Here is a 26423-nt window from a genome sequence, read left to right as displayed (position 1 = left end):
CTCAACGCCATCATCCGGGACAAGAAACCATGGCAAAGCGCTTGACCCGAAACACAGTCGCTCCCCCGCTTCGCAGGAGAGGGGACGATGGGCGAGAGGGCTTTCGTCCAACAACCGTTTCGCCGAATCGAAACGCTCTTCGTTTCGACGCCTTAACCTCCTGCGTCCCCTCTCCTGCGAAGCGGGGGAGGGACAGGGAGGAGGGGAGGCCCCACGGCACAACGCCGCGGGACCCCCAGAAGTCACACCGTCAGACGAAGTCGCCGATGGTGAACGGCAGGTGGCGCGGGTGCTTGCCGGTCGCCTTGAAGATCGCGTTGGCGACCGCGGGGCCGATCGGCGGCACGCCGGGCTCGCCGACGCCGGTCGGCGGCTCGGCGGAGGGGACGATGTGCACCTCGACCTGCGGCATGTCGGACATGCGCAGCGGCTCGTAGGTGTCGAAGTTCGCCTGGTCGATCGCGCCGTCGGTCAGCGTCACCGCATTGCGCAGCACCGCGCCGAGGCCGAAGCCGACGCCGCCCTCGATCTGCGCCTTGATGTTGTCCGGGTTGATCGCGATGCCGCAATCGACCGCGCACACCACCTTCTCGACCTTCAGGTCGCCGTCGGCGTAGGAGATTTCCGCGACTTCGGCGACGAAGGTGTTGAACGACTTGTGCACGGCGATGCCGCGGTAGCGGCCCTCCGGCGCCGGGGTGTCCCAGCCGGCCTTCTCGGCGGCGAGCTTCAGCACCGCCACCTTGCGCGGATCGGTCTTCAGCAGTTCCAGCCGGAAGGCGACCGGATCCTTGCCCGCCTTCGCCGCGAGGGCGTCGATCATCGTCTCCATCACGTAGGCCGTGTGGGTGTGGCCGACCGAGCGCCACCAGAGCACCGGCACGCCGAGCTTCGGCGAGTGCAGTTCGACGCGCAGGCCCGGCAGGTCGTAGGTGGTGTCGTCGATGCCCTCGACGGACGCGGCGTCGATGCCGTCCTTCACCACCATCTGCTCCATGGCGGTGCCGGTGAAGATCGACTGGCCGACGATGCGGTGCTCCCAGCCCGAGACGGTGCCGTCGGCGGCGATGCCGGCGCGGACCTTGTGCAGGTACATCGGGCGGTAGTAGCCGCCCTTGATGTCGTCCTCGCGGGTCCAGACCAGCTTCAGCGGCTGCGGCTTGCCCCAGGCCTTGGCGACGAGGGCGGCTTCCGCGACGTACTCGCTGTTGTAGACCGCGCGGCGGCCGAACGAGCCGCCGGCCCAGAAAGTGTTCACCGTGACCTGCTCCGGGCCGACGCCGAGGATCGAGCCGGCGACCATCTGGTCGACGGTCGGCATCTGCGCGCCGGTCCAGATCGTCACCTTGCCCTCTTCGGCGAGGATCACCGTGTCGAGCGGCTCCATCGGTGCGTGGGCGAGGAACGGGAACAGATACTCGGCCTCGACGACCTCGCTGGCGGAAGCGAGCGCCGTCTCGGCGTCGCCGTCGCGGGCGACCGGGCCCGGGGTGGAGGCGAGTTCGCGGTATTCCGCGATCAGCGCGTCGGTGCCGCGGGTCTCGGCGTTCGCCTCGTCCCAGGTGACGGTGACGAGGTCGCGCGCCTTGATCGCCGGCCAGGTCTTCTCGGCGAAGATCGCGACGCCGAACGGGCCGGACTTCACGTCGACGACGCCCTTGACCTTCAGCGCCTCGGCGGCGTCGAACGACTGCACCACGGCGCCCCACTTCGGCGGCCGGATCAACGTCACCACCAGCATGTCATCCATGTGGATGTCCATGCCGTAGGTGTTCGGCGCGCCGGACGACTTGTTGGGGATGTCGACGCGCGGGAAGCTCTTGCCGATCAGCACCCACTGGTCGGGGGTCTTCAGCGCCGGGTCGGCCGGCGGGGTCAGGGCGCTCGCCGCGTCGGCGAATTCGCCGAAGCTCGCGGTGCGGTCGCCGTGGCCGAGCGTGCCGGCCGAGATGGTGATCTCGGACGCCGGAACGCCCCAGCTCGCCGCGGCGGCCTCGACCAGCATGGCGCGGGCGGCGGCACCGGCTTTCCGGTACTGCTCCCAGGAATTCGCGATCGAGGTCGAGCCGCCGGTGCCCTGGATGCCGAAGAAGAGGTTCTTGTAGAGCTCGGCGTTGGCGGGCGCGAACTCGACCGCGATCTGGTCGGGCGACGCGTCGAGTTCCTCGGCGACGAGGGTGGCGAGGCCGGTGGCGATGCCCTGGCCCTTGTCGAGGTGCTTGATCAGCACGGTGACGCGGCCGTCGGTGGCGATGCGCACGAAGGGGTTGAACGCGGCGGGGCCGCCCTCGGGCGTCGCGGCCAGCGCCGCGCCGGCCGGCAGCATCATGCCGACGATGAGGCCGGCACCGGCGCCGCCGGCGACCTTCAGGAAGCCGCGGCGGGTGGTGGCGCGCGCGCCGAAGCGGTGGGCGATCGGATGGTCCATCAGGTGCAGCATCGGATCAGCCCTCCATCAGCTCGGACGCGCGGTGCACGGCGGTGCGGATGCGCTGGTAGGTGGCACAGCGGCAGACGTTGCCGTCCATCGCCATCTCGATGTCTTCGTCGGACGGCTTCGGCGTCTCGGTGAGCAGCGCGGTCGCCGACATGATCTGGCCGGACTGGCAGTAGCCGCACTGGGCGACCTGCGCCTCGATCCAGGCCGCCTTGACGGCCTCGGCCGCCTTGCCGGACAGGCCCTCGACGGTGGTGATGCTGCTGCCGACGGCGTCGCCGATGCTGGTCTGGCAGGAGCGGACGGCGACGCCGTCGAGATGCACGGTGCAGGCGCCGCACAGGCCGACGCCGCAGCCGAACTTGGTGCCGGTCATCGCGAGGTCGTCGCGCAGCGCCCACAGCAGGGGCGTGTCCTCCTCGGCATCGATCGACATGTCGACGCCGTTGATGGTGAGGTTGATCATCGGGTGTCTCCGTGTGCCCGGTCGGGGGGAACCGGGGGTGCGGCCAGTAGTGCGATACGGCGCCCGCCATGGCGGCGGACGCGATGAAAGGCGGACTGCGCCGACCGGCGACGGCGTCGCCCGCCGGGCCGTCACGGCGGGCGGGTGGATCGACGCCGGGGACCGAGCCTGCCGGACGGCAAATCTCGAGGTAAACGGCACGGTCCGAAACCGGAGCCGCATTTTGCAGCCGTTCCAATCTAGGTGTATCAACGCAGAACTATCAACAGAACCGAATTCATTTCATGAGAACCATCGACACCGCTCATATCAGACGACTCGACATGACCCTGCTGATCGTGTTCGACGCGCTGATCGCATCGGGCAACATGAGCGCGGTGGCGCGCGATCTCGGCCTGACCCAATCGGCGGTCAGCCACGCCGTCGGGCGTTTGCGGCAGATTTTCGGGGATCCGCTGTTCGTCCGGCGCGGGGCCGGGGTGGCGCCGACGCCGCGGGCGCTGGAGCTCGCCGAGCCGATCCGCGACGCGCTGGCGGCGGTGCGCCGGGCGGTGCGGATCGGCCAGGGCTTCGATCCGGCGACGTCGACCCGGCGGTTCACGATTTCGGCATTGGACAGCCTGATCGCCCAGGTCGGGGCCGAACTGCTCGCGACGCTGACGACACTCGCCCCCTCAAGCCGGCTCGTGTTCCGCACCCTCGGCCGCGCCGACGCCGAGGCCGGGGTGCGCGACGGCGAGATCGATGTCGCGATCGGCTCGTTCTCGCCCGCCGCCGGGCGGCAGACGCTGCTCTATCCCGAGCGCTTCCTCGTCGCCGCGCGCCGGGCCAATCCGCTGATCGGCGAGACGCTCGACCTCGACCGCTATTGCGCGCTCGGTCACGTGCTGGTGTCACCCGCCGCCGACAGCGTCGGCGCGGTGGATCCGGTGCTGCAGCGGCTCGGTCGCAGCCGGCGGATCGTGGCGGTGATGCCGCAGTTCATGCCGGCCTTCGCGGCCGTGGCGGGCAGCGACGCCATCATCACCGCGCCGAGCCGGGTGTGCTGCAAGCTCGCGAGTTTCATGGACCTGAGAGTCATGGCGCCGCCGCTCGAGGTGCCGGGCTTCGACCTCACGATCCTCACCAGCCCGCAGGCGGCGGACGATCCGGCGATCGCCTGGCTGACCGGACGGCTGCAGGCGATCCTGATGCGGCCCGCCCCGGCCTATGTCGGCAAGACGGTGGCGGAGCCGGCCGCCGCTGCGGGCTGAACGCCGAAAAGCCGCGGAGAACGGGGCCGTTCCGGCGTCCGGGCAAAAAAAAGACCGCCCGGGGGCGGTCTGAAGTCTAGGGAGGAAACGCCCAAAGAGGGCAAGGGGAATATGCAGTAATCCATACGATTGTGCAATGCAGCAAATGCATGGCTGTGATGCAATTCATCGAAAGATTGTAACGATTAAGCCCGGAAACCCGCGGTTTTCGGTGAGGCGCGGCCGGCATGGCCGCGACGGCCCGCCGCAGGGACGGTCGCGATCGGGACGCCGCCGCAATCCCTCTTTCGCGCTGCGGCAAAACATGGTGGGGTCAGCGTCGCCGGTTTGCCGGCTGTCCTGGCGCCTTTCGGCGTGTTCCGGTTCGGATGGTGCGCATGCATGTGATCGTACTTGGTGCTGGCGTCGTCGGCGTGACCACCGCCCATGCGCTGGCCGTCGCCGGCCACGAGGTGACGCTGGTCGAGCGCGAGTCGGGCGGGGCGCTCGGCACGTCCTATGCCAACGCCGGCCAGATTTCGCCGGCGCTGTCGGCCCCGTGGGCGGCGCCCGGCCTCGTCAAGAAGGCGGTGCGCTGGATGCTCGGGCCGCACTCGCCGCTGGTGGTCGGCAAGCTGCCGGACCCGGTGATGATCGGCTGGCTCTGGCGCATGTACATGTCGGCGACGCCGGCGCGCTACGCGCTGTCCAAGAAGGCGATGGTGCGGCTCGGCGAACTCAGCCGCGACCGGCTCGACGACCTGCGCACCGCGGAGGCGCTCGACTACGACGGTCGCCAGCGCGGCACCCGCGTCGCGTTCCGCTCGAAGGCGGAGGTGGACGCCTATGACAAGGACCTCGCGGCGCTCGCCGAACTCGGCGTGCCGGCGCGCCGGCTGACGCGGGACGAATTCGCGCAGCTCGAGCCGAATGTCGACGTCGACCGGGCCGGCGTCGTCGGCGGCGTGCTGCTGCCGGGCGACCAGACCGGCGACTGCCGCCTGTTCACGCTCGGCCTGCTGCAGCGCGCCGCCGACCGCGGCGTGACGGTGCGGCTCGGGACCTCGGTGCGCGGGCTGCTCACCGCCGGCGGCCGGGTCGTCGCGGTCGACACCAGCGACGGCGAGATCGCCGGCGACGCGGTGGTCGCGACGCTCGGCGTCGGCACCAAGCACCTGCTCGCACCGCACGGGCTCGACCTGCCGATCTATCCGATGAAGGGCTATTCGCTGACCATCGCCGCCGACAGCGAGACCTACGGCCCGCACTCCACGGTCTACGACGAGAAGCACAAGGTCGGCCTCACCGGGCTCGGCGGCCGCATCCGCATCGGCGGCACGGCGGAACTCGCCGGCTACGACCTGTCGCGCAAGGAGAAGCGGTTCGGCACGCTGTTCCACGTCGCCCGCACGCTGTTCCCGCAGATCCCCGAGGCGGCGCTCGCAGGTGCCGAGCGCTGGTCGGGCCTCCGGCCGATGACGCCGGACGGGCCGCCGATCATAGGCAAGGCGGTGTTCGACAATCTGATCGTCAACGCCGGCCACGGCACGCTCGGCTGGACCATGGCCTGCGGCTCGGCCGCCCTCGTCGCCGACATCGTCGAGGACCGCCCGCCGACGATCGACCTCGCGCCGTTCAGCCCGCTGCGCTACCGCTGACGACGGCCGGACACGGCAGCGTCGGCCCTTTGCAAGTCGTCACGGCCCCGCTATGCCGGGGCCGTACCGATATGCCACCCGAAGGCGTGCCACCCCGGCGACGCCCGAGCGACGAGGACCGACCCGGATGATCCAGCGCTTCCACACCAACGCCCGCATGAGCCAGATGGTGACCTATCCGCTCGCCGGCACCGCGGTGGTGCTCGCCGGCCAGGTGGCCGAGGACGAGACGGCGGACGTGCGCGGCCAGACCGCACAGATCCTCGCCCGCATCGACGCCCTGCTCGCCGAGGCCGGCACCGACAAGACCGCCATCGTGCAGGCGACCGTCTGGCTCGCCGACATCGCCGACTATGCCGCGATGAACACGATCTGGGATCCGTGGGTCGCCGAAGGCCAGGGTCCGGCCCGCGCCTGCATCGAGGCGAAGCTCGCCGACCCGGCGCTGAAGGTCGAGATCCAGGTGATCGCGATCAAGGGCTGATCCCGGCGCGGGCATCGGCGGCGGCCTCGACGATCGGCAGTTCCATGCGGCAGCCGAGGCCGCCGAGGGACGCCCGTCCGAGCACTAGGCGCCCGCCGTGCTGTTCGGCGGCGCGGCGGGCGATCGCAAGCCCGAGGCCGAAGCCGCCCCGGCGATCGCCGCGGGCGGCGTCGGCGCGGGCGAACGGCTTCAACAGCGCCTCGCGCGCTTCGGGCGCAATGCCCGGCCCGTCGTCGTCGATCGCGATGACGACGGCCTCACCGGCGACGGCGAGCCGCACCACGACGCGGTGCGCGGCGAATTTCAGCGCGTTCTCGATGAGATTGCCGACGCCGCGGGCGAGGATCTCCGGCCGGCAGCGCACCACGAGGCGCGGCGGCAGTTCGAGGTCGACCTGCGGCCCGGCGTCCGCCGCCATGCCGCGCGCATCCATCAGGTCGTCGACGAGGCTGGCGATCAGCGAGGCGGCATCGATCCGCGTGAACGGCTCGTCGAAGACGTCGCCGCGCAGGAAGGCGAGCGCCTTGTCGGTGAGATCGGCCATGCGGGTGATCTCGCCGGCGAAATCGGCGCGCAGCGCGGGATCGCCGATCGCCTCGGCGCGCAGGCGCATGCGGGTCAGCGGCGTGCGCAGGTCGTGGCCGACGGCAGCGAGCATCTCGGTGCGCCCGGCGAGCATGGCGCGCTGCGCCGCGCGCATCGCCTCGAGCGCCGCCGCCAGCCGGCGCACCTCCGCGGTGCCCTCCTGCGGCAACGGCGGACCGTCGAGGCCGCCGCCGGCGACGCTGGCGGCGAGGCGCTCCAGCGGCGCGCTGATCGCCCGGCTGGTCCAGCCGAGCAGCAGCGCGATCGTCACGATGGTCGCGATGACGCCGAAGGCGATCACGCCGAAGCGGTGCGGCGGGCGCGGCAGATCGGCGCCGGCGTGCTCGAAGCGCAGGCGGAGGCCGTCGGAAAAATCGACCACGACCCCTGGATAACGACTGTCGGCCTGCGTGGGCGGTTGCAGCCACCAGGTGAGGCCGCGCCCGTCCAGCCGGGCGGCGAGGAGGCGCGGAATCACCCGCGCCTCGAAGCTGCGCGCCCGCTCCGGCGACAGCGGCACCACCTGCTGCGCGTCGTCCGCCGCCGCGGCGAAGACACCCGGGACTTCGGCGACGGCGCGGGCCGCGACGGCGGGGCGGGCCGCGTCCGGCGCGGTGGCGACCAGCGTCGCGACCGTCGCGATGCGGCCGCCATAGGCGAACAGATCCTCGACCGTGCCGTCGAAATCCAGCGGGGGCCCGAGGGCGAGGCCGAGGGCGAGGCCGGCGCCGAAGACCAACGCGTTGGTGATCACGACCGCGAGCACCACGAAGGCCGCGATCTGGACGCCGATGCCCCGCGCCCCGATCCGCCGCAGCGCGCCGCGGATCATGACGTGACCGCAGGCGCGTCCGCCGGCACGCTCGTCACCGCGGCGGTGAAGAGGTAGCCGACGTTGCGCACCGTGGTGATCAGGTCCTCGCCGGCGGCGTCGTTGCCGAGCTTGCGGCGCAGCCGGCTCACCATGATGTCGACGCTGCGGTCGAACGGCCCCGCGACACGGCGACGCGTCGTCTCGAGCAGCGTGTCGCGCGTGAGGATGCGCCCGGCGCTGCGGCAGAAGGCGGCGAGCAGGTCGAACTCGCCGCTGGTCAGCGTGACGCGGACGCCCTCGCCGTCGAGCAACTGGCGGCGGGCGAGGTCGACCGTCCAGCGCTCGAAGCGGTAGGCGGCGATCTCGGCGGCGACGGCGCGCGGATCGCTCTCCGGCGGCACGCTCCAGCGGCGCAGCACCGCGTTGATGCGGGCGGCGAGTTCGCCGGGGTGGAACGGCTTCACGAGATAGTCGTCGGCGCCCGACTGCAGCCCGTCGATGCGGTCGGCGTGCTCGCCGCGCGCCGTGAGCAGCAGGATCGGCGGTCCGCCGGACCGGCGCAGCCGGCGGCAGATGGCGATGCCGCTCTCGCCCGGCAGCATGACGTCGAGCACGATGATGTCGACGCCGCCGCGCACCAGGGCGGCGTCCATCGCCCGGCCGTCGGCGACCGCCGAGACGCGGAAGCCCTGGTCGCCGAGAAAGGCCTCGACGAGGCCGCGGATGCCGGGGTCGTCCTCGACGACGAGAACATGCGGCGGCTCGGGGCGGCGGATTGCCAGGGACTCGGACATCGCGGCTCGGACGCTTTTCGGGGACACGGGTCAGGCACCTTGCGCAGCGGCGGCGCGGCGCCGACGATCATAGCAGACGGCGGCCGGAGCGGGCGTCATCGCCCCGGCCGCCCGCGCCGCATCGGTTGCCCGAGACACGCGGGCATGGACCGGCCGGCGGCTGGCACGCCGGCCGGTCGGTCAGGCCGCTTCGTCGAACAGGGCGACGAGATCGACCGAACTCTTCGACGCGTAGGCGTTGGCGGCCATCGCGGACATGGCGGCCGAGACCGCCTCGCCGAAGGCCGCCGTCTCGTCCTCGCCCACCGCGCCGTCGGCATCGGTGTCGAGCGCCGAGAACAGGGTCTCGACGTCCTCGGACGAGAGCCCGAGGTCTTCGCCGGTCGCCGCGAGTTCCTCGAGCGAGACCGTTCCGGAGGAATCCGTGTCGCTCGCGGCGAGCAGATCGGCGATCTGCTGCGCCGCGTCACTGCCGCTCATGTCGCCGCCGCGCGGCGGTCCACCCGGACCACCCGGAGGCGGCGGCCGGTTCGCCTGCATCTCCTCCTCGAAGGCGGAATTCTCCGCCTCGCTGATCTCGCCGTCACCGTCGGCATCGATGGTGGCGAACAGCTCGGAAATCGCGTCCTCGTCGGCACCGAGTTCCGACAGCGTCGCGGTGAATTCCTCGAGCGACAGCGTGCCCGACTCGTCCTCGTCGGTCTCCTCGAACATGCCGCCGCGGGCACCGCCCGGAGGCGGACCACCGGGAGGGGGACCACCCGGAGGCGGTCCACCCGGAGGCGGGCCGCCCGCGCCGCGCTCCTGCACGCCGAGCAGCGCCGTCGCGGTCTCCGAGGCGAAGGCCTCGATGCCAGAGGCGAGCTCGCCCTCGCTGATCGCGCCGTCGGCGTCGCTGTCGAGCGCGGAAAAGATCGCCGAGGCCTTTTCGTTCGCCTGGACGGAATTGCCGCCCTTCGACGCCGCCGTCGCCGCGAATTCATCGAGCGTCAGCCCGCCCGAACCGTCCTTGTCCGCCTTGCCGAGCAGGCGGGATGCCATGCTGGCGGCCGAAAAGCCGCCTATTCCACCGACACTCATGTCGATCGTCCTTCATCGCCAGTTTCGGCGCGTCGGGTGGGTCCGGCGAGCCGGGCGCGATCGCGCCATCAAGGACTAGCGCAAGTGGACGACCAGTCGGATTTCAAATTGTAACGGTGCGAATGCGCGCGTTGCGCAGCAGCCCGGGCCGCCGTTAATCCTTCGTTCACCATGATGAACGAGGCGTTACCGATGACGGTGTCGAAAACATCCTTCCGCACCCGCTGGCGCTTGCTCGACGCGGCCCTCGACGTCTTTGCGGCGAAAGGATTTGAATTCGGCTCGATCAAGGAGATCTGCCAGCGCGCCGCCGCCAACGTCGCGGCGGTGAACTATCACTACCGCTCGAAGGAACTGCTCTACGAGGCGGTGATCGGCTACGCCTTTGACGAATGCTATGAGGCCGAGAAACTCGTCCTCGCCGACGCCGGCGCTCCCGCCCGGCAGCGCCTCGAGGCGCTGCTTGCCGCCCTCGTCGTGCCAAGCGCCGGCGAAATCGCCGGGGCGAAGGTGCTCGCGCGCCTGCTCGCCTGGGAGGTCGTGCGCCCGTCGGGCCATCTCGCACGGCTCGTCGCCGACCGCGAGCCGCCGTTCCTCGGCGCGGCGCGGGCGGTGGTCGGCGCCTACGGCGTGCCGGCCGCGGAGGCGGATCTTGCCGCCCGCTGGCTGGTGGCGCAGGGCCTCGCCTTCCGCCCCGGGCTGCTGCCGATCGCCCCCGGCGGCGCGATCCCGGCAGAAACCCTCGTCGCCGTGCTCGCCGATCTCGCCGAGGCGGGGCTCGCCGCGCACGCCCGCCGCCCGGCGGCGGCGGGGCTGCGGGCGGCCGAATAGGCTTTTTGCCTTGCGGTGGCAGGCTTACGCCGCGATATGCGGGGGGACGATCGCCACGCCCCACCCCGAGGAGCCAGCCCCGTGCCCCACACCACCCCGACCGCCGATTCCACCGCCACGGCAGCCGCCGTGCGCCGCGAAACCGATTCCATGGGCGAGATCGCGGTCCCGGCGGATCGCTACTGGGGGGCACAGACGCAGCGCTCGATCGAGAACTTCCCGATCGGCGTCGACCGGTTCCGCTGGGGCCGGCCGATGGTGCGGGCGCTCGGCGTGCTGAAGCGGGCCGCCGCCGAGGCGAACGGCGACCTCGGCGAGATCCCGCCCGACATCGCCCGGCTGATCGTCGCCGCCGCCGACGAGGTGATCGATGGCCGGCACGACGGCGAGTTCCCGCTCGTCGTGTTCCAGACCGGCTCCGGCACCCAGTCGAACATGAACGCCAACGAGGTGATCGCCAACCGGGCCATCGAGCTCGCCGGCGGTGTGGTCGGCTCGAAGAGCCCGGTGCACCCGAACGACCACGTCAACCGCGGCCAGTCGTCGAACGACACCTTCCCGACCGCGATGCACATCGCTGCCGTCGAGGAGATCGAAGGCCGGCTGGTGCCGGCGGTGACGCAGCTGCGCGACACGCTCGCGGCCAAGGCGGACGCGTTTTCCGGCATCGTCAAGACCGGCCGCACCCATTTGCAGGACGCGACGCCGGTGACGCTCGGCCAGGAGATCGGCGCCTGGGTGGCGCAGCTCGACTTCGGCCTCGCCGCGGTGCGCGCCTCGGTCGCCGGCCTCTGCGATCTCGCCATCGGCGGCACGGCGGTCGGCACCGGGCTTAACGCGCATCCCGAATTCGGCGACCGCACCGCGGCCCGCATCGCCGCGCTGACCGGCCATCCGTTCCGCTCGGCCGACAACAAGTTCTTCGCGCTCTCCGCGCACGACGGGCTGGTGCAGGCGTCGGCCGCGCTGCGCACGCTCGCCGGCGGGCTGATGAAGATGGCGAACGACGTGCGCTGGCTGGCGAGCGGCCCGCGCTGCGGCATCGGCGAATTGCTGATCCCGGAGAACGAGCCCGGCTCGTCGATCATGCCCGGCAAGGTCAACCCGACCCAGTGCGAGGCGATGACGATGGTCTGCGTGCAGGTGTTCGGCAACGACGCCGCGGTCGCCTTCGCCGGCAGCCAGGGCAACTTCCAGCTAAACGTCTACAAGCCGGTGATGGTGCACAACGTGCTGGAATCGGTGGCGCTGATCTCGGACGCCTGCCTCGCGTTCAACGACCACTGCGCCGTCGGCATCGAACCGAACCTTGCCCGCATCGCGGACAACCTCGACCGCAACCTGATGCTGGTGACCGCCCTCAACCGCCACATCGGCTACGACAAGGCGGCGAAGATCGCGAAAACCGCCCAGGCGGGCGGCCTCACCCTGCGCGACGCGGCGCTGGCGTCGGGCTACGTGACGGCCGAGGACTACGAGCGCTTCGTGGTGCCGGAGGAGATGACACGGCCGTCGGCGTGAGGGGGAGAAATCCCTCCCCCTTGTGGGGAGGGTGGCCCGGCCAGAGGCCGGGTCGGGAGGGGTAGCAGCATCGCCTCATGCTATGGAGAGGCCGTCCCCCTCCCGGCGCCTGCGGCGCCACCCTCCCCACGAGGGGGAGGGATGTTCTCTGCGGCGCCGCTCTCCCCCTCACCGACGCCCGTCGAGCGTCAGCAGCGGCTTGTAGAGTTCCGGGCGGCGGTCGCGGAAGACGCCCCAGTCGCGGCGCTGGCGGGCGATGGCGTCGAGGTCGAAGGTGGCGGTGATCACGGTTTCCGAGGCGCCGTCCGCCTCGGCGACCTTGGCGCCCATCGCGTCGGCGATGAACGACGCACCGAAGAAATCGAGCCGGGCGTTGGTGTTGGCGGCGATCTCGGTGCCGATGCGGTTCGACGCCACGACGGGCATCACGTTGGCGGCGGCGTGGCCCTGCATGACGCGCTGCCAGTGGCCGCTGGAATCATGGGCGGTGTCGTGTGGCTCGTTGCCGATCGCGGTCGGGTAGAGCAGCACCTCGGCGCCCTGCAGCGCCATCGCGCGCGCGGTTTCCGGGAACCACTGGTCCCAGCAGATGCCGACGCCGATGCGGCCGAAGCGGGTGGCGAACACCTTGAAGCCGGTGTCGCCGGGGGAGAAATAAAACTTCTCGTTGTAGCCCGGCCCGTCGGGAATGTGGCTCTTGCGATAGAGCCCGAGCACGCTGCCGTCGGCGTCGACCATCGCCACCGAATTGAAGAAGGCTTGGCCCGCGCGCTCGAAGAAGCTCACCGGCAGCACGACGCCGAGTTCGGCGGCGAGCGCTGCGAAGCGCGCCACCACCGGATTGCCCTCCAGCGGCGCGGCCAGCTCGAAATGCTTGTGGACCTGCTCCTGGCAGAAATACGGCGACGCGAACAGCTCCTGGATCAGCACGACGTCGGCGCCGGCCGCCTTCGCCTGCCGCACGAGGCGCTCGGCGCGGTCGAGGTTGCCGGGGATGTCCCAGTCGCAGGCCATCTGGGTGGCGGCGAGGGTGATCGTGCGCATGGCGGCGGTCCTTGTTGCCGGCCCTTCTTCTGCGGGCCTTGGTGTGCCGCCGCCCGGCGGCCGGATGGCGCGGCGGGGCGGCAGCGCAGCATTGCCCGGAAAGGCTTAACGCCCCTCGAAGCCGGTGAGCACGCCGACGGCGTTGATGCCGATCTCGTCGACCGCATAGCCGCCTTCGAACACGAACAGCGTCGGCCGGCCGAGCTTGGCGATGCGGGCGCCGATCTTCGGATAGTCGGCCGAGGTCAGCTTGAAGTGGCTGATCGGGTCGCGCTCGAAGGTGTCGACGCCGAGCGAGACGACGACGACGTCGGCGCCGAAGGCCTCGATCCGGCCGCAGGCATGGTCGAGCGCCGCGCCCCAGCTTTCGAAATCGGTGCCGAAGGGCAGCGGATAGTTGGCGTTGGCGCCCTCGCCCGCCCCGGTGCCGGTCTCGTCGACGTGGCCGAGGAAGAACGGATACTCGGTGTTGGGGTCGCCGTGGATGTTGCAGACCAGCACGTCGCCGCGGGCATAGAAGATCTCCTGCGTGCCGTTGCCGTGGTGGTAGTCGACGTCGAGGATCGCGACGCGGGCGGCGCCGTTGTCGCGCAGCCACTGTGCCGCGACCGAGGCATTGTTGATGAAGCAGTAGCCGCCCATGAAGGCCGAGCCGGCGTGGTGGCCGGGCGGGCGGCACAGCGCGAAGGCCGCCGCCTCGCCGCCGGCGACGCATTCTGCCGCCGTCAGCGCGCAATCGAGCGAGCCGCGGATCGCGGCATAGGTGCCCGGCATGAAGCCGGCGCCGGCGTCCATCGAATAGTAGCCGAGCATCGCTTCGATCGAGGTCGGCACGATGTCGTTGCGCAGGCCCCTCACCGGCCAGGTCATCGCCAGCGCCGTGGTGTGGTTGCCCTCCGCCGCCCACATGTCCCAGGCCCTGCCGAGGAAATCGAGATAGCCGGCGTCGTGCACCCTGGCGGCGGCGTCGAGCGACCAGGATTTCGGCGCGAGCACCGGCCCGAGGCCGACCTCTTCCACGCGGGCGCGGACATATTCGGCCCGGACCGGCTTCTCGAAGCACGGCACCAGGCGTCCGCCGGCGAGTTCGAAATGGCCGGCATGGCCGCGGTGGGCCTCGGAATAGAAGGTTTTCATGAGGGTCCTGTGGCGGGTTGGTTTTTGTTGGTTGGGGCGGGGGATGACGGCGCGAGACTGTGCCGTGGGGCCTTACCCCTCTCCCTGTCCCTCCCCCACAAGGGGGGGAGGGACGATGGTGGTGATGCTTCGACGCCACAGCAGCATCGGCGTATCGACGAAAGATCAGTGAGGCACTCTGTATTGCCCTGATGGTCCCCTCCCCCCTTGTGGGGGAGGGACAGGGAGAGGGGTGAGGCCGCTTGCGCCGGCCCCGCCCCCCGAAATCCCCTCTTACCGCTTCAACCGCGTCCACACCCGGTCCATCAGCTGCGTCGCCTCTTCAGAGCAGGCCGGGGTAAATACCACCTTGACATCCTCCGGGGTGATCAGTTCGGGCGCGCCCTGCATCGAGGCCTCGAAGAACGCCTCGGAGCCGGTCACCGCGTTGGCGTACTTGGTGAAGTTCGACTGCAGCGCCATGTTTTCCGGCTGCATGATGTAGGAGATGAACTCGAGCGCGTTGTTCATGTTCTTCGCCGAGGCGGGCACCGCGACGTTGTCCATCCAGCCGACGACGCCTTCCTTCGGATAGACGTACTTGATCGCCGGGTTGAGCTCGCGCGAGCGCATGGCGGCGCCGTTCCACTGCTGGTGCACCAGCGTTTCGCCCGAAGCCTGGCGCTCGATGATGCCGTCGGAGTTGTAGACCTTGATCGCCGGTGCCTGGGCGAGCAAGAGGTCCTGCACCTTCTTCATGTTCTCGGTGTCGGTCTGGCACGGATCCATGTCGAGATAGCGCTGGGCGAGCGCGATCACTTCCGACGGCGAGCCGAACATGCCGACCTGGCCGGCGATCTCGGCCGGGGGCTCGAACAGCAGCTTCAGGCTGTCGGTGCCCTCCTTCACCTTGTCGGTGTTGACCGAATAGGAGGTCGTGCCCCAGTTCCACGGCACGGTGTAGGCGTTGTCCGGATCCCAGACCGGGCCGGTCCAGCGCTTGTCGAGATTGGGGAAGCCGGCGAGCGTCGGGGCGTCGATCTCGGCGATCAGGCCTTCCTTGGCGAAGATCTCCACGAAGTCGGACGAGACGACGATGATGTCGTAGCCGGCCGAGCCGGATTTGAGCTTCGCGAGCAGGGTCTCGTTGGAATCGTAGGAATCCACCGTCACCTTGATGCCGGTGTCCTTCTGGAACTTCTCGACGAGCTCCGGCGCGGTGTAGTCGGACCAGTTGTAGATGAAGAGTTCGCCCTCGGCCTGGGCCGCGCCGGCGGCGCAGGCGGCGAGCGAGAAGGCGAATGCGCGGACGGCGGTCTTCATGTCTGTCCCCCTTGGATCGGCCGGCATGCTGCACCGGTCCGGTTTGGTTCGTTGCAATAGCGCAGCGGCCGCGAAACGCCGGTGACGGTGCTCAGGCCGCGACGGCTCTTTCCCCCCGCCGCATCACGAGCGTCGCCACCACGACCACCGTCACCGACACGGCGAGCAGGATCGTCGCGGCCGCGTTCGCCTCCGGCGTCACGCCGAGACGGAGCATACCGTAGAGATAGACCGGCAGGGTTGTCGCCCCCGCATCGGCGACCATCAGCGTGATCAGAAAATCGTCGAGCGAGACGATGAAGGCGAGCATGGCGCCCGCGACGACGCCCGGCGCCATCAGCGGCAGCGTCACACGGCGGAACACCTGCCATTCGTCGGCATAGAGATCGCGGGCGGCGTTCTCGACGTCGGGGCTCATCTCGCGCAGCCGCGCCCGCATCGGCAGCATCGCAAACGGGATGCAGAACACGATGTGGGCGAGCGCGACGTTGCCGAGGCCGAGGCGCAGGCCGATCGCCGAGAAGAACACCAGCGTCGCGATCGCGGTGACGATCTCGGGCGCGACGAGGGGCAGCGCGACGAGGCCCTCCGCCGCCGCCTTGCCGCGGAACGCGCGGCCGCGCTCCAGCGCCAGCGCCGCCGGCAGCGCGAGCAGCGTCGCGGCGACGGTGGCGACGACGGCGACGATGACGCTGTTGGTGGCGGCGCGGCGGAGGTTCTCGTTGCCGAGGGCCTTCGCGAACCACTCGACGGAAAAGCCGCCCCAGACGAGCGCGAGGTTGGAGGCGTTGAAGGCGTAGACGACGAGGACGACGAGAGGCGCATAGACGAAGACGAAGACCAGCGCCGTGAAGGTGCCGAGGCCCGGCGTGCGGCGCCAGTCGAAGCCGCGGGCGGCGCTCATCGCGGCGCCCCCGCGCCGCGCCTGCGCGCCATGACGACGAGGCCGACCAGCACCAGCGCCATCAGGATCATCGCCGCCGCGGCGCCGAACGGCCAGTTGCGCGACGAGGTGAACTGCAGCTGGATCAGGCTGCCGATCATCAGCTTCTTGCCGCCACCGAGGAGGTCGGGGGCGAGGAAGGCGCCGAGCGCCGGCACGAAGACGAGCAGGGTGCCCGCCGCGATCCCCGGCCGCGCCAGCGGCCAGACGATGTGGCGGAACACGGCGAGTCGGCCGGCATAGAGGTCGTGCCCGGCCTCGATCAGGCGCGGGTCGATCTTCTCGACCACCGCATAGATCGGCAGCACCATGAACGGCAGGAAGGAATAGACGAGGCCGAGCAGGATCGCCTCGTTGGAATAGAGGAAGGTGATTGGCGCCGAGGTCAGCCCGCTCGCCTGCAGCGCGCCGTTGAGCAGGCCCTGATCGCGCAGGATCAGCACCCAGCAATAGGTGCGCACCAGCAGGTTGGTCCAGAACGGGATGGTGATCGCGAGCAGCAGCGCATCGCGCGCGCGGCGCTCGCGGCAGGCGATGAACCAGGCGAGCGGCAGGCCGATCGCGACGCAGAACAGCGTCGTCAGCACCGCGAGCACGAAGGAGCGGGCGAAGATGCCGATGTAGGTGGTGTCGAAGATCAGGCTGTCGTCGAGGTCGCGGTCGAACAGGAAACGGACATAGGCGTCGGCGGTGAGCGGCAGCCGCACGCCGCCGTAGGCGCCGGCGGTGAGGAACGAATAGCCGGCCGCGATCAGCATCGGCACGACCATGAACAGCACGATCACCGCGACCGCCGGGACGAGCAGCGTCACCGTGCGCGCGGCGAGGCCCGGCGCCGTCGGGGCGGCGGGCGCCGGGGTGATGGCGGGGGCGAGCGCCGCGCTCATGGGTCTTCCGCCACGGGGCGGGCCGCATCGGCCGGCCAGCCGGCCGTGACCGACGCGCCGGGGGCGAGCCCGGGCACCGGCTCGCGCAGCCGCGCCCGCATCGCGCCGCCGCCGGCAAGCTCCATGTCGTAGAGCGTGTCGGAGCCGAGGAAAGTGACCGCGGTGACGGTGGCGGCAAGGCCGGCCGCACCGGCGGGGGCGATCGTGGTGCGCTCGGGGCGGATCGCGACGAAGGGCGCCGGGCTGCCGACCCGGGCGCCGGCGACGATGTTGGCCTCGCCGATGAAGTCGGCGACGAAGCGCGTTGCCGGCCGGTCGTAGATCTCGGCCGGGGCGCCGAGCTGCAGCACCTTGCCGGCGCGCATCACCGCGATGCGGTCGGACATCGCCAGCGCCTCCTCCTGGTCGTGGGTGACGAGGACGAAGGTGACGCCGGTCTCGCGCTGCAGCCGCTTCAGCTCGCCCTGCATCTCGCGGCGGAGTTTCAGGTCGAGGGCGGAGAGCGGCTCGTCGAGCAGCAGCAGCCGCGGCGCGGGCGCCAGCGCCCGGGCGAAGGCGACGCGCTGCTGCTGGCCGCCGGAGAGTTGCGCGGGCTTGCGCCGCTCCAGCCCGCCGAGGCGCACCAGCGCGATCATCGCCGCGACCCGGTCCTTCACCTCCGCCGCCGGGCGGCCGAGCCGCTCGAGCCCGAAGGCGACGTTTTCGGCGACGGTGAGGTGCGGGAATAGGGCGTAGGACTGGAACACGGTGTTGACCGGCCGCCGGTGCGGCGGCAGCGGCAGGATGTCGGTGCCGTCGAGGCGGATCGTGCCGGCGGTCGGGTGCTCGAAGCCGGCGACGAGGCGGAGCAGCGTGGTCTTGCCGCAGCCGGAGGGCCCGAGCAGCGTGAAGAACTCGTTGGCGCGGATTTCGAGGCTGACGTCGTCGAGCGCCCGGGTCTCGGCGCCGCCGCCGTGGCCGGCGAACACCTTGCTGACGGCATCGACCGCGACGAGCGGCGCCGCGGCGACCGGCGTCGATCCTGAAAGTCCCGCTTCGGGTCCGCTTCGCTCCACCAAGACGCACCGCCGACGGCTTCACCCCGCAGCGGCGACGGCCCCTGCATTGTTCGCAGGCAAGCGCAATTTTTGCCCGCTGGCAAGGCAGGAGTTCGGCCAGCGGAATCGGGCGGGTCGGCAAGGGGGAGAACGCCGGGCGGCGCGCGAATCAGATGCGGGCGGCGATCCGCGCGCCGATGCCGGGCGCGCCCGATGCGGCGCCCGATCCGCTGCGGCCGGCCCGTCCGGGAGGCGCCCGGATCGATCCGCAGCGCCGCCGCGTGACAAATCATCCCGGCTGGGATCCGGCCCACCGGGCTGATCTTGTTGCGCCGCACAACGCGCCATATCTTCCGCGCCGATCAGCAAAGGGTGGGTCGATGGGAGCCATGGATCTCGCGCAGCAGAACCTGTCGTCCCCGATGGTACTGTTCTTCGCGCTCGGACTGTTCGCCGCCCTCGTCCGTTCGGACCTCTCGGTGCCCGAGGCCGTCGCCAAGACGCTGGCGCTCTACCTGATGCTGTCGATCGGCTTCAAGGGCGGCGTCGAGGTATCGAAGACCGGGCTCAGCCTCGGCATGCTGGGCACCATCGGTGCCGCGATCGTGCTGTCCTTCGTGATCCCGCTGATCGGCGTCGCGCTGCTCCGGGCCACCACGCGGCTGTCGCTGGTCGATGCCGCCGCGGTCGGCGCGCACTACGGCTCGATCTCCATCGTCACCTTCGTCGCGGCGACCGAGATGCTGCGCCAGCTCGGCGTCGACTTCGAGGGCTATCTGATCGCCGTCGCCGCGGTGATGGAGACCCCGGCGATCGTCTCGGCGCTGCTGATCGCCCGGCGCGGCCGCCGCCCCGAGGCCGGCGACGGCAACGGCGACGGCAACGGCAACGGCAACGGGGACACGGGCCATCTGCTGCGCGAGATCGCCTTCAACGGGTCGATCGTGATGCTGGTCGGGTCGTTCCTGATCGGCTGGATCACCGGCGAACGCGGGCTCGGCATGATCGCGCCGTTCATCGTCGATCCCTTCCGCGGCGTGCTGTGCCTGTTCCTGCTCGACATGGGCCTCGTGGCGGGACGCGGCCTGCGCCAGGGGGCGCGGGTGCTGACGCCCGGCGTCATCGCCTTCGGCGTCTATTTCCCGCTGGTCTCGGCGCTGCTCGCCGCCCTGTTCGCCCTCGGGCTCGACCTGTCGCTCGGCGGCACGGCGCTTCTGATCAGCCTGTCGGCGTCGGCGTCCTACATCGCGGTCCCGGCCGCGATGCGTCTCGCCCTGCCCGAGGCCAATCCCGCGCTCTATCTGACGCTGTCGCTGGGGGTGACCTTCCCCTTCAATCTCACCATCGGCCTGCCGCTCTACCTGGCGCTGGCCGAGGTCGTCGCGGGGGTCTGACAATGGAGTGGTTCACCAAGAAGAAGCTCGAGATCATCGTCGAGGCCGTCGTCGTCGGACGCCTGACGACGCTGCTCGATGGGCTCGGCGTCACCGGCTACACCGTCGTGCCGGCGCTGGCCGGCAGCGGTCACGGCGGATCGTGGAGCAGCGACGGCCAGGCGACCGCCGCCGGCACCATGGTGGTGGTGACGGTGATCGTGGCGGCCGAGCGGGTCGACACCGTGGTCGACCCAGTCTTCAAGCTCGTCCGCCGCCAGATGGGCATCCTGACCCTGTCGGACGTGCTCGTGCTGCGCGGCGACCACTTCTGACGGCGCCGGTTCCGCCCGGACCTCTTCCCCCGACCTGCCCCCTGCGGCACGCGCGCCCTGCGGCATCAACGCCGTCGCCGCTGCTGTTCCATTCTACTACTAAAGGGGCAACGCGCGGCGGGGCGCGCTCCGCATTCCGCCGAGGCAACGATCGGAAGGCGGAGACCGCACCATGCCTGCCACCATGCTCGAACAGGGGCGCAATCTCGCAGCGCCGCCGGCCGACAGCGACGAGTTCACCGAGGTGTTCGAGCTGCTCTACGAGCTGCTCGCCGATGTGATCAAGGTGCGCCAGCCCGCCCTCGGCCGCTATGTCTTCAGCGGCGGCGGCGCCGCGGTGCCCCCCGACCTGCGCGTCCCGGCGCTGCAGGTGACCGGCATCTGGTTCCAGCTCTTGTCGATCGCGGAAGAGAACGTCGCGATGCGCGCGCGCCGCCGCCTCGAATCGACCGGCGGGCCCGACCAGGTCACCGGCTCGTTCTCCAATGTGATCGCCGAGATCGCGGCGGCCGGCGTCGGGCCGGAGGAACTCGCCCGCGCGCTCGCCGAGACCGAGGCCTGCCCGACCATCACCGCGCACCCGACCGAGGCGAAGCGCGTCACGGTGCTGGAGATCCACCGCCGCATCTACCGCGGCCTCGTCGGTCTCGAATCCAATCGCTGGACGCCGCGCGAGCGCGACGCGCTGCGCCGGCAGCTGCGCAACGACATCGACCTGCTCTGGATGACCGGCGAGCTGCGGCTCGAGAAGCCGACCGTCGAGCAGGAGGTCGCCTGGGGGCTGCACTTCTTCCAGGAGACGCTCTACGAGCAGGCGCCGCAGGTGATGGAGAGCCTCTCCATCGCGCTCGCCCGCCATTATCCGGAGACGCCGATCCCGGTCGCGCCGGTGCTGCGCTTTGCCACCTGGATCGGCGGCGACCGCGACGGCAACCCGTTCGTCACCGCCGAGACGACGCGCGCGGCGCTCGGCGAATACCGCCGCGCCGCGGTGGAGCGGATCTCGGCCCGGGTGGTCGACCTCATTCGGACGCTCAGCATCTCGTCCGGCTCGGTGGCGCTGCCGGCCGAGTTCACCCGGACGCTGGCCGAAGTGATCCGCACGTCGGGCTCGGGCGAGGAGATCGTGCGGCGCAATCCGGGCGAGGTGTTCCGGCAGTTCTTCGTCGCCGTGCTCGAACGGCTGGTGGCGACCGGCGGCGACACGTCCAACGGCGCCAAGCCCTACGGCTCGCCGGCGGAGCTCGCGCGGCACCTCTTTTCGGCCGAGAAGGCGCTCGCCGCTGTCGACGCGCCGGACCTTGCCGTGATGCGGATCCGGCCGCTGCGCTGGGAGGTCGAGATCTTCGGCTTCCGCACCGCCGCCCTCGACATCCGCCAGAATTCCACCGTGGTGAACCGCACGCTGGAGGCGATCTGGCAGCAGCTCGATCCCGGCGTGCCGGTGCCCGAGATCAACTCGCGGCTCTGGCGCACCCGCATCGGCCAGGATCTCGCCAAGGCCGAGCTGCCGGCGGTCGACCGCGCCGCCCTGCCCGCGGAAGCCGCCGAGATGATGGCGGTGCTCGACGTGGTGCGCGAGGCGCGCGGCGGGCCGGACGCCAAGGCGATCGGCGCGCTGATCCTGTCGATGACCGGCACCGCCGCCGACGTGCTCGCCTTCTACCTGCTCGCGGCCTACGCCGGCCTGCGCCAGGGCGAGGAAGTCAACGGGGCCGGCGGCGAGGAGCCGGTGACGGTGATCCCCCTCTTCGAGACGATCGAGGACCTGCAGGCGGCGCCCGGCATCATGCAGGAGCTGTTCGCCGAGCCGGTGGTGCGCCGCTCGCTGCGCGCCCGCGGCCAGGTGCAGGAGATCATGCTCGGCTACTCGGACAGCAACAAGGACGGCGGCTTCCTGTGCTCGAGCTGGGAGCTCGTCAAGGCGCAGAAGCGCCTCGTCGAGGTCGGCCGCAAGGGCGGCGTCAAGATCTGCTTCTTCCACGGCCGCGGCGGCTCGGTCAGCCGCGGCGGCGCGCCGACGGGGCGCGCGATCGCGGCGCAGCCGGCCGGCACCGTCGGCGGCCGGCTGCGCATCACCGAGCAGGGCGAGGTGGTGTCGTCGAAGTTCGCCAACCGCGGCTCGGCCGGCTACCAGCTCGAGCTGCTCGCCGCCAGCGTGCTCGCCCATACGGTGAAGTCGCCGCGCGAGCCGCTGCCGAACGCCGGCCACGACGAGGCGGTGGAAGCGCTCGCCGGCCTGTCGCTCGCCTCCTACCGCAAGCTGATCGAGCAGCCCGGGCTGATCGACTATTTCAACGCCGCGAGCCCGGTCGAGGAACTCGCGCTCCTGAAGCTCGGCTCGCGCCCGGCCCGCCGCTTCGGCGCCCGGGCGCTCGCGGATCTGCGCGCCATTCCGTGGGTGTTCGCCTGGAGCCAGAACCGCCATCTCATCACCGGCTGGTACGGCATGGGGACGGCGCTGGACTCGTTCCTCAAGGTGCGCGGCGAGGATGGCCGGGTGCTGCTCGGGACGATGTTCGAGCAGTCGCGCTTCTTCCGGCTGATGATCGACGAGGTCGAGAAGACGCTCTACCTCGCCGACATGGAGATCGCCGCGCTCTACGCCGGACTGGTGCCGGACGAGGAGGTGCGCGACCGCATCCTCGGCATGGTGCGGCAGGAATATGCCCGCACGGTGAAGCACGTGCTGGCGATCTCGGGCGAGAGCCGGCTCGCGACGCGCTTTCCGGCGCTTTACCGGCGCACCGAGCACGTGCGCCCGATGATCGAACGCACCAACCGCTGGCAGGTCGAGCTGTTGCGCGAGTTCCGCGACAAGGGCGGCGCTGCGGCGGAGGGCTCGCAGGAGTCGCTCGTCCCCCTGCTGCTTTCGATGAACTGCATCGCGGGCGGGCTCGGCTGGACGGGGTGAGGGAGGGGGGCAGTAGGCCCCCCTCATCCGCCCTTCGGGCACCTTCTCCCGCGAGGGGAGAAGGAAGTGGAGCGCTCGATCGGTCCACGTATCCGGTGGCTAATCCCCAGCCTCTCGGTCCCCTTCCCTTCTCCCCTTGCGGGAGAAGGTGGCCGAAGGCCGGATGAGGGGTGAGCCTCGGACTCCGCCCCTCAGTTCCCCCGCTGCAGCAGCCCGCGGTAGATCTCCTCGTCGTCGCAGAGGCCGGCGAGGCGGCCGAGGTTGTCGACGAGCAGGATCGGGTGGTTGGTCTGGCGCTTCAGCGCGATCGCCTGCTTCAGCTTGAGGTCGACCGGGGCGACGATGACGTCGCAGTCGGCCTCGATGCGCTCGCCGCTGTCGTCGATGGTGCCGAGCACGCCCTTGCGGCCGTTGAGGTCGACCGCGATCGGCCGGTCGGAGGCATCCACCGTGACGCGCACCGCACCCTCGGCGTCGAGCAGCACGCAGCCGGCCTCGCGGCGGAGCGTCTCGGCCGGGCGCATCACCGAGGTGCCGCGCAGCACGTTGAGCGGGTTCATGTGCTTGACGAACTCGGCGACGTAGGCGTTGGCCGGGCGCAGCAAGATGTCCTCGGCGGTGCCGGCCTGGACGATGCGGCCGCCTTCCATGATGGCGATCTTGTTGCCGAGCTTCAGCGCCTCGTCGAGGTCGTGGCTGACGAAGATGATCGTCTTCTGGATTGACTTCTGCAGGTCGAGCAGCTCGTCCTGAAGCTTGTCGCGGATCAGCGGGTCGAGCGCCGAGAACGGCTCGTCCATCAGCAGGATGTCGGCGTCGGTGGCGAACGCCCGGGCGAGGCCGACGCGCTGCTGCATGCCGCCGGAGAGCTCGTGGGCATACTTGTCGGCCCAGGCGGTGAGGCCGACCATGGCGAGCTTCTGGTCGGTGATGCGGCGGCGCTCATCGGCCGGCACGCCGCGGATCTCGAGGCCGAAGCCGACGTTCTCGCGCACGGTGCGCCAGGGCAGCAGGCCGAACTGCTGGAACACCATCGACACGGTCTTGATGCGCACGTCGCGCAGTTCCGCCTCGCCGCAGGAGGCGACGTCGACTTGCCGGCCGTCGTGCTCGACCAGCACCTCGCCGCGGGCGACCTCGTTGAGGCGGTTGACGGCGCGCAGGATGGTCGACTTGCCGGAGCCCGACAGGCCCATCAGCACGCAGATCTCGCCGCGCTCGATCGTGAGGCTGACGCCGGCGGCGCCGAGCACGGCGTTGGTTTCGGCGAGGATCTCGTCGCGGGTGGCGCCGCGATCGATCATGGCGAGCGCCTGCTTCTGGCGGCTGCCGAAGACGATGTCGACGTTGCGGAATTCGACGGCGGGCATCGGTCAGTTCCTCTTCGACTTGCGCTCGGGGCTCTTGCAGACCCGGTCGAGGACGATGGCGAGGAGGACGATGGCGATGCCGGCCTCGAAGCCCATGGCGATGTTGACGGTGTTGAGGGCGCGCACCACCGGCTTGCCGAGCCCGTCGGCGCCGACGAGGGCGGCGATGACGACCATCGAGAGGCTCAGCATGATGCACTGGGTAACGCCGGCCATGATGGTCGGCATCGCGTAGGGCAGCTCGACCTTGAACAGGAGCTGCTTGCGGGTGGCGCCGAAGGCGACGCCGGCTTCATAGAGCTGCTTGGGCACCGAGGAGATGCCGAGATGGGTGAGGCGGATCGGGGCGGGGATCGCGAAGATCACCGTCGAGATCAGTCCGGGCACCGCGCCGAGGCCGAACAGCACCAGCGTCGGGATCAGGTAGACGAAGGTCGGCAGCGTCTGCATCAGGTCGAGCACCGGCCGGATCGACGCGTAGAAGCGCGGGCGGTGGGCGGCGAGGATGCCGATCGGCACGCCGATCACGACGCAGACGATGGTGGCGCAGAAGATCAGCGCCAGCGTCTGCATCGTCGCTTCCCAGTAGCCGAGGTTGGCGATGAACAGGAAGGCGGCGACGATGAAGCCGACCAGCGCCAGCGACCGGTGCAGCGCATAGGCGAGCGCCGCGACGAGGGCGATCAGCACGAAGGGGTTGAACCAGAGCAGCGCCGCGGTGAAGCCGTCGACGAGACCGCCGAGCACCAGCGAGATCAGGTCGAACAGGCCCTGGACGTTGTCGGTGAGGAAATTCACCACGTTTCTGAGCCAGAGACCCAACGGGATCTTGTGCTCGGTCAACCAGTCGTACATCGGCGTTGCCCCGTTCTGCTTTGGCGGTGCGGATGGCGGACGTGCGCGTCCGGCGGCCCCGGCGGTCGCCGGCGCCCTCGTGCATCAGGTCTCTTGCATCGAGGCTTCGGGTGGTGGCACGGCCGCACCGGGGACTGGCCCCGGTGCGGCGCGGCCCCCTGTCAGAGGCCGAGGTCGGCCTTCACCGCGTCGAGCCCCGGCTCGCCGGCGAGCGTGGTGACGCCCGCGAGCCAGCCGTCGAGCACGGCGGGATTGTCCTTGATCCACTTTTCGGCGGCGAGCGCCGGATCCATGCCGTCGTTGAGGATGTACCCCATCACGACGTTCTCGGCTTCGAGCGTGAACTTCAGGTTGGCGAGCAGCGCGCCGACGTTCGGGCACTCGCCCGTGTAGCCGGCGCGGACGTTGGTGTAGATGGTGGCGCCGCCGAGGTTGGGGCCGAACACCTCGTCGCCGCCCTCGAGATACTTCATCTCGAAGTTGGCGTTCATCGGGTGCGGCTCCCAGCCGAGGAACACGATGCCCTCGTCGCGGCGCACGGCGCGGTCGACCTGGGCCAGCATGCCCTGCTCGCTCGATTCGACCAGCTCGAAGCTCTTGAGGCCGAACTTGTCGCCCTCGATCATCTCGAGGATCAGGCGGTTGCCGTCGTTGCCCGGCTCGATGCCGTAGAGCTTGCCGCCGAGCTTGTCCTTGAAGGTCGCGATGTCGGCGAAGGTCTTCAGGCCTTCGTCGTAGAGCTTCGCCGGCACGGCGAGCGTGTACTTCGCGCCCTCGAGATTGACGCCGAGCACCTCGACCGAGCCGTCCTCGCGGTAGGGGGCGAGGTCGCCTTCCATGGTCGGCATCCAGTTGCCGAGGAAGACGTCGATGTCCTTGTTCTTCAGCGACGCGTAGGTCACCGGCACCGACAGCACCTGGGTCGTCGGCGTGTAGCCGAGGCCTTCGAGCACGGCCGAGGCCATCGCCGTCGTCGCGGTGATGTCGGTCCAGCCGACGTCGGCGAAGCGGACGGTCTTGCAGGCCTCGGGATCGGCGGCGGCCGCCGGCCCGGCGTAGAGCACGCCCGCGAGCGCCACGCCGGCGAGCCCGGCCCTCGTCGCCGCAGCCGAAATGCTGATCTTCGTCATGGTTCGCTCTTCCCCTCGCTGTCTGTCCGTGTCCGCGCGGCCCTGCGGCCGTCGTGCGGCAACGCCCCTGCCGGCCGGCGACGCGGAGCTTAGCGCCCGTCGTCGTCGCGGTCACCCGATCGCAGCCACCCCAAAGGAGCGTCGCGCCGAAGTCCGCACCGACGATCGGCTCATGCGATCGTCGGCAGCTGTTC

22 protein-coding genes are annotated in these 26423 nt (G+C 70.5%); 8 read left to right on the top strand and 14 right to left on the bottom strand.

The features are described 5' to 3' along the window. Positions 1 to 250 precede the first annotated feature (250 nt). Complete coding sequence (locus I5731_RS00220; RefSeq protein ID WP_235981449.1) at positions 251 to 2440, bottom strand: xanthine dehydrogenase family protein molybdopterin-binding subunit; 2190 nt, start codon at positions 2438 to 2440, stop codon at positions 251 to 253. Between the two features lie 4 nt (positions 2441 to 2444). Then, positions 2445 to 2903, bottom strand: a complete 459-nt coding sequence (locus I5731_RS00215; RefSeq protein ID WP_197309341.1) for a (2Fe-2S)-binding protein — start codon at positions 2901 to 2903, stop codon at positions 2445 to 2447. Positions 2904 to 3187: 284 nt separating this feature from the next. Here I5731_RS00215 and I5731_RS00210 point away from each other — a divergent pair, with 284 nt between their 5' ends. The 3 genes from I5731_RS00210 to I5731_RS00200 all read left to right on the top strand — a co-directional run bounded on the left by I5731_RS00210 (position 3188) and on the right by I5731_RS00200 (position 6277). Next, positions 3188 to 4156, top strand: coding sequence for a LysR family transcriptional regulator (locus tag I5731_RS00210; RefSeq protein ID WP_197309340.1), 969 nt, complete (start codon positions 3188 to 3190; stop codon positions 4154 to 4156). Positions 4157 to 4533: 377 nt separating this feature from the next. Continuing rightward, positions 4534 to 5793 (top strand): D-amino acid dehydrogenase, encoded by a 1260-nt coding sequence (locus I5731_RS00205; protein ID WP_197309339.1) that lies wholly within the window; start codon positions 4534 to 4536, stop codon positions 5791 to 5793. 127 nt (positions 5794 to 5920) lie between these two features. Then, positions 5921 to 6277 (top strand): RidA family protein, encoded by a 357-nt coding sequence (locus tag I5731_RS00200; RefSeq protein ID WP_197309338.1) that lies wholly within the window; start codon positions 5921 to 5923, stop codon positions 6275 to 6277. Here I5731_RS00200 and I5731_RS00195 read toward each other — a convergent pair. The 3 genes from I5731_RS00195 to I5731_RS00185 form a co-directional block, all read right to left on the bottom strand. Further along, positions 6267 to 7694 (bottom strand): ATP-binding protein, encoded by a 1428-nt coding sequence (locus tag I5731_RS00195; RefSeq protein WP_197309337.1) that lies wholly within the window; start codon positions 7692 to 7694, stop codon positions 6267 to 6269. The genes I5731_RS00200 and I5731_RS00195 overlap by 11 nt on opposite strands. Next, positions 7691 to 8470, bottom strand: a complete 780-nt coding sequence (locus I5731_RS00190; protein ID WP_197309336.1) for a response regulator — start codon at positions 8468 to 8470, stop codon at positions 7691 to 7693. The genes I5731_RS00195 and I5731_RS00190 overlap by 4 nt, the downstream gene beginning before the upstream one ends. A gap of 180 nt (positions 8471 to 8650) precedes the next feature. After that, positions 8651 to 9550 (bottom strand): EF-hand domain-containing protein, encoded by a 900-nt coding sequence (locus I5731_RS00185; RefSeq protein ID WP_197309335.1) that lies wholly within the window; start codon positions 9548 to 9550, stop codon positions 8651 to 8653. A gap of 192 nt (positions 9551 to 9742) precedes the next feature. On the opposite strand from I5731_RS00185, the gene I5731_RS00180 reads away from it, so the two are divergent. Next, positions 9743 to 10381, top strand: coding sequence for a TetR/AcrR family transcriptional regulator (locus I5731_RS00180; protein ID WP_197309334.1), 639 nt, complete (start codon positions 9743 to 9745; stop codon positions 10379 to 10381). An 81-nt stretch (positions 10382 to 10462) separates the two neighbouring features. After that, the gene (gene fumC, locus I5731_RS00175; protein ID WP_328837798.1) at positions 10463 to 11902 is read left to right on the top strand and encodes a class II fumarate hydratase; all 1440 of its coding nucleotides are present in this window, start codon (positions 10463 to 10465) and stop codon (positions 11900 to 11902) included. A gap of 168 nt (positions 11903 to 12070) precedes the next feature. Here fumC and aguB read toward each other — a convergent pair whose 3' ends face one another. From aguB to I5731_RS00145, 6 genes are all read right to left on the bottom strand, one after another. Beyond that, the gene (gene aguB / locus I5731_RS00170) at positions 12071 to 12946 is read right to left on the bottom strand and encodes an N-carbamoylputrescine amidase (protein WP_197309332.1); all 876 of its coding nucleotides are present in this window, start codon (positions 12944 to 12946) and stop codon (positions 12071 to 12073) included. A gap of 105 nt (positions 12947 to 13051) precedes the next feature. After that, positions 13052 to 14083, bottom strand: a complete 1032-nt coding sequence (locus tag I5731_RS00165) for a histone deacetylase family protein (RefSeq protein WP_197309331.1) — start codon at positions 14081 to 14083, stop codon at positions 13052 to 13054. Positions 14084 to 14356: 273 nt separating this feature from the next. After that, a complete protein-coding gene (locus tag I5731_RS00160) occupies positions 14357 to 15385 on the bottom strand; it encodes an extracellular solute-binding protein (RefSeq protein WP_197309330.1) in 1029 nt (342 codons plus the stop codon). A gap of 91 nt (positions 15386 to 15476) precedes the next feature. Next, positions 15477 to 16289, bottom strand: coding sequence for an ABC transporter permease (locus tag I5731_RS00155; protein ID WP_197309329.1), 813 nt, complete (start codon positions 16287 to 16289; stop codon positions 15477 to 15479). Beyond that, on the bottom strand, positions 16286 to 17215 hold the full coding sequence (locus I5731_RS00150) for an ABC transporter permease (RefSeq protein ID WP_197309328.1): 930 nt from the start codon (positions 17213 to 17215) through the stop codon (positions 16286 to 16288). The genes I5731_RS00155 and I5731_RS00150 overlap by 4 nt, the downstream gene beginning before the upstream one ends. Then, the gene (locus tag I5731_RS00145) at positions 17212 to 18183 is read right to left on the bottom strand and encodes an ABC transporter ATP-binding protein (protein WP_328837804.1); all 972 of its coding nucleotides are present in this window, start codon (positions 18181 to 18183) and stop codon (positions 17212 to 17214) included. Before I5731_RS00145 ends, I5731_RS00150 begins: the two co-directional genes overlap by 4 nt. Positions 18184 to 18641: 458 nt before the next feature. Between I5731_RS00145 and I5731_RS00140 the strand changes: the two genes are divergently transcribed. From I5731_RS00140 to I5731_RS00130, 3 genes are all read left to right on the top strand, one after another. Continuing rightward, positions 18642 to 19646, top strand: a complete 1005-nt coding sequence (locus I5731_RS00140) for a sodium-dependent bicarbonate transport family permease (RefSeq protein WP_328837793.1) — start codon at positions 18642 to 18644, stop codon at positions 19644 to 19646. A gap of 2 nt (positions 19647 to 19648) precedes the next feature. Continuing rightward, a complete protein-coding gene (locus tag I5731_RS00135; RefSeq protein WP_197309325.1) occupies positions 19649 to 19960 on the top strand; it encodes a P-II family nitrogen regulator in 312 nt (103 codons plus the stop codon). A 172-nt stretch (positions 19961 to 20132) separates the two neighbouring features. After that, a complete protein-coding gene (locus tag I5731_RS00130; RefSeq protein WP_235981448.1) occupies positions 20133 to 22874 on the top strand; it encodes a phosphoenolpyruvate carboxylase in 2742 nt (913 codons plus the stop codon). Positions 22875 to 23065: 191 nt separating this feature from the next. On the opposite strand, the gene choV is transcribed toward I5731_RS00130, so the two are convergent. From choV to I5731_RS00115, 3 genes are all read right to left on the bottom strand, one after another. Beyond that, the gene (gene choV, locus I5731_RS00125; RefSeq protein ID WP_197309324.1) at positions 23066 to 24244 is read right to left on the bottom strand and encodes a choline ABC transporter ATP-binding protein; all 1179 of its coding nucleotides are present in this window, start codon (positions 24242 to 24244) and stop codon (positions 23066 to 23068) included. Between the two features lie 3 nt (positions 24245 to 24247). Continuing rightward, positions 24248 to 25099, bottom strand: a complete 852-nt coding sequence (choW, locus tag I5731_RS00120) for a choline ABC transporter permease subunit (protein ID WP_197309323.1) — start codon at positions 25097 to 25099, stop codon at positions 24248 to 24250. Between the two features lie 161 nt (positions 25100 to 25260). Then, positions 25261 to 26229: a choline ABC transporter substrate-binding protein gene (locus I5731_RS00115; protein ID WP_197309322.1), complete on the bottom strand. Its 969-nt coding sequence runs from the start codon at positions 26227 to 26229 to the stop codon at positions 25261 to 25263. Positions 26230 to 26423 lie beyond the last annotated feature (194 nt).

It is taken from the genome of Methylobrevis albus (genome assembly GCF_015904235.1).
GTDB lineage: Bacteria > Pseudomonadota > Alphaproteobacteria > Rhizobiales > Pleomorphomonadaceae > Methylobrevis_A > Methylobrevis_A albus.
This window is presented reverse-complemented; position numbering and strand designations above follow the sequence as displayed.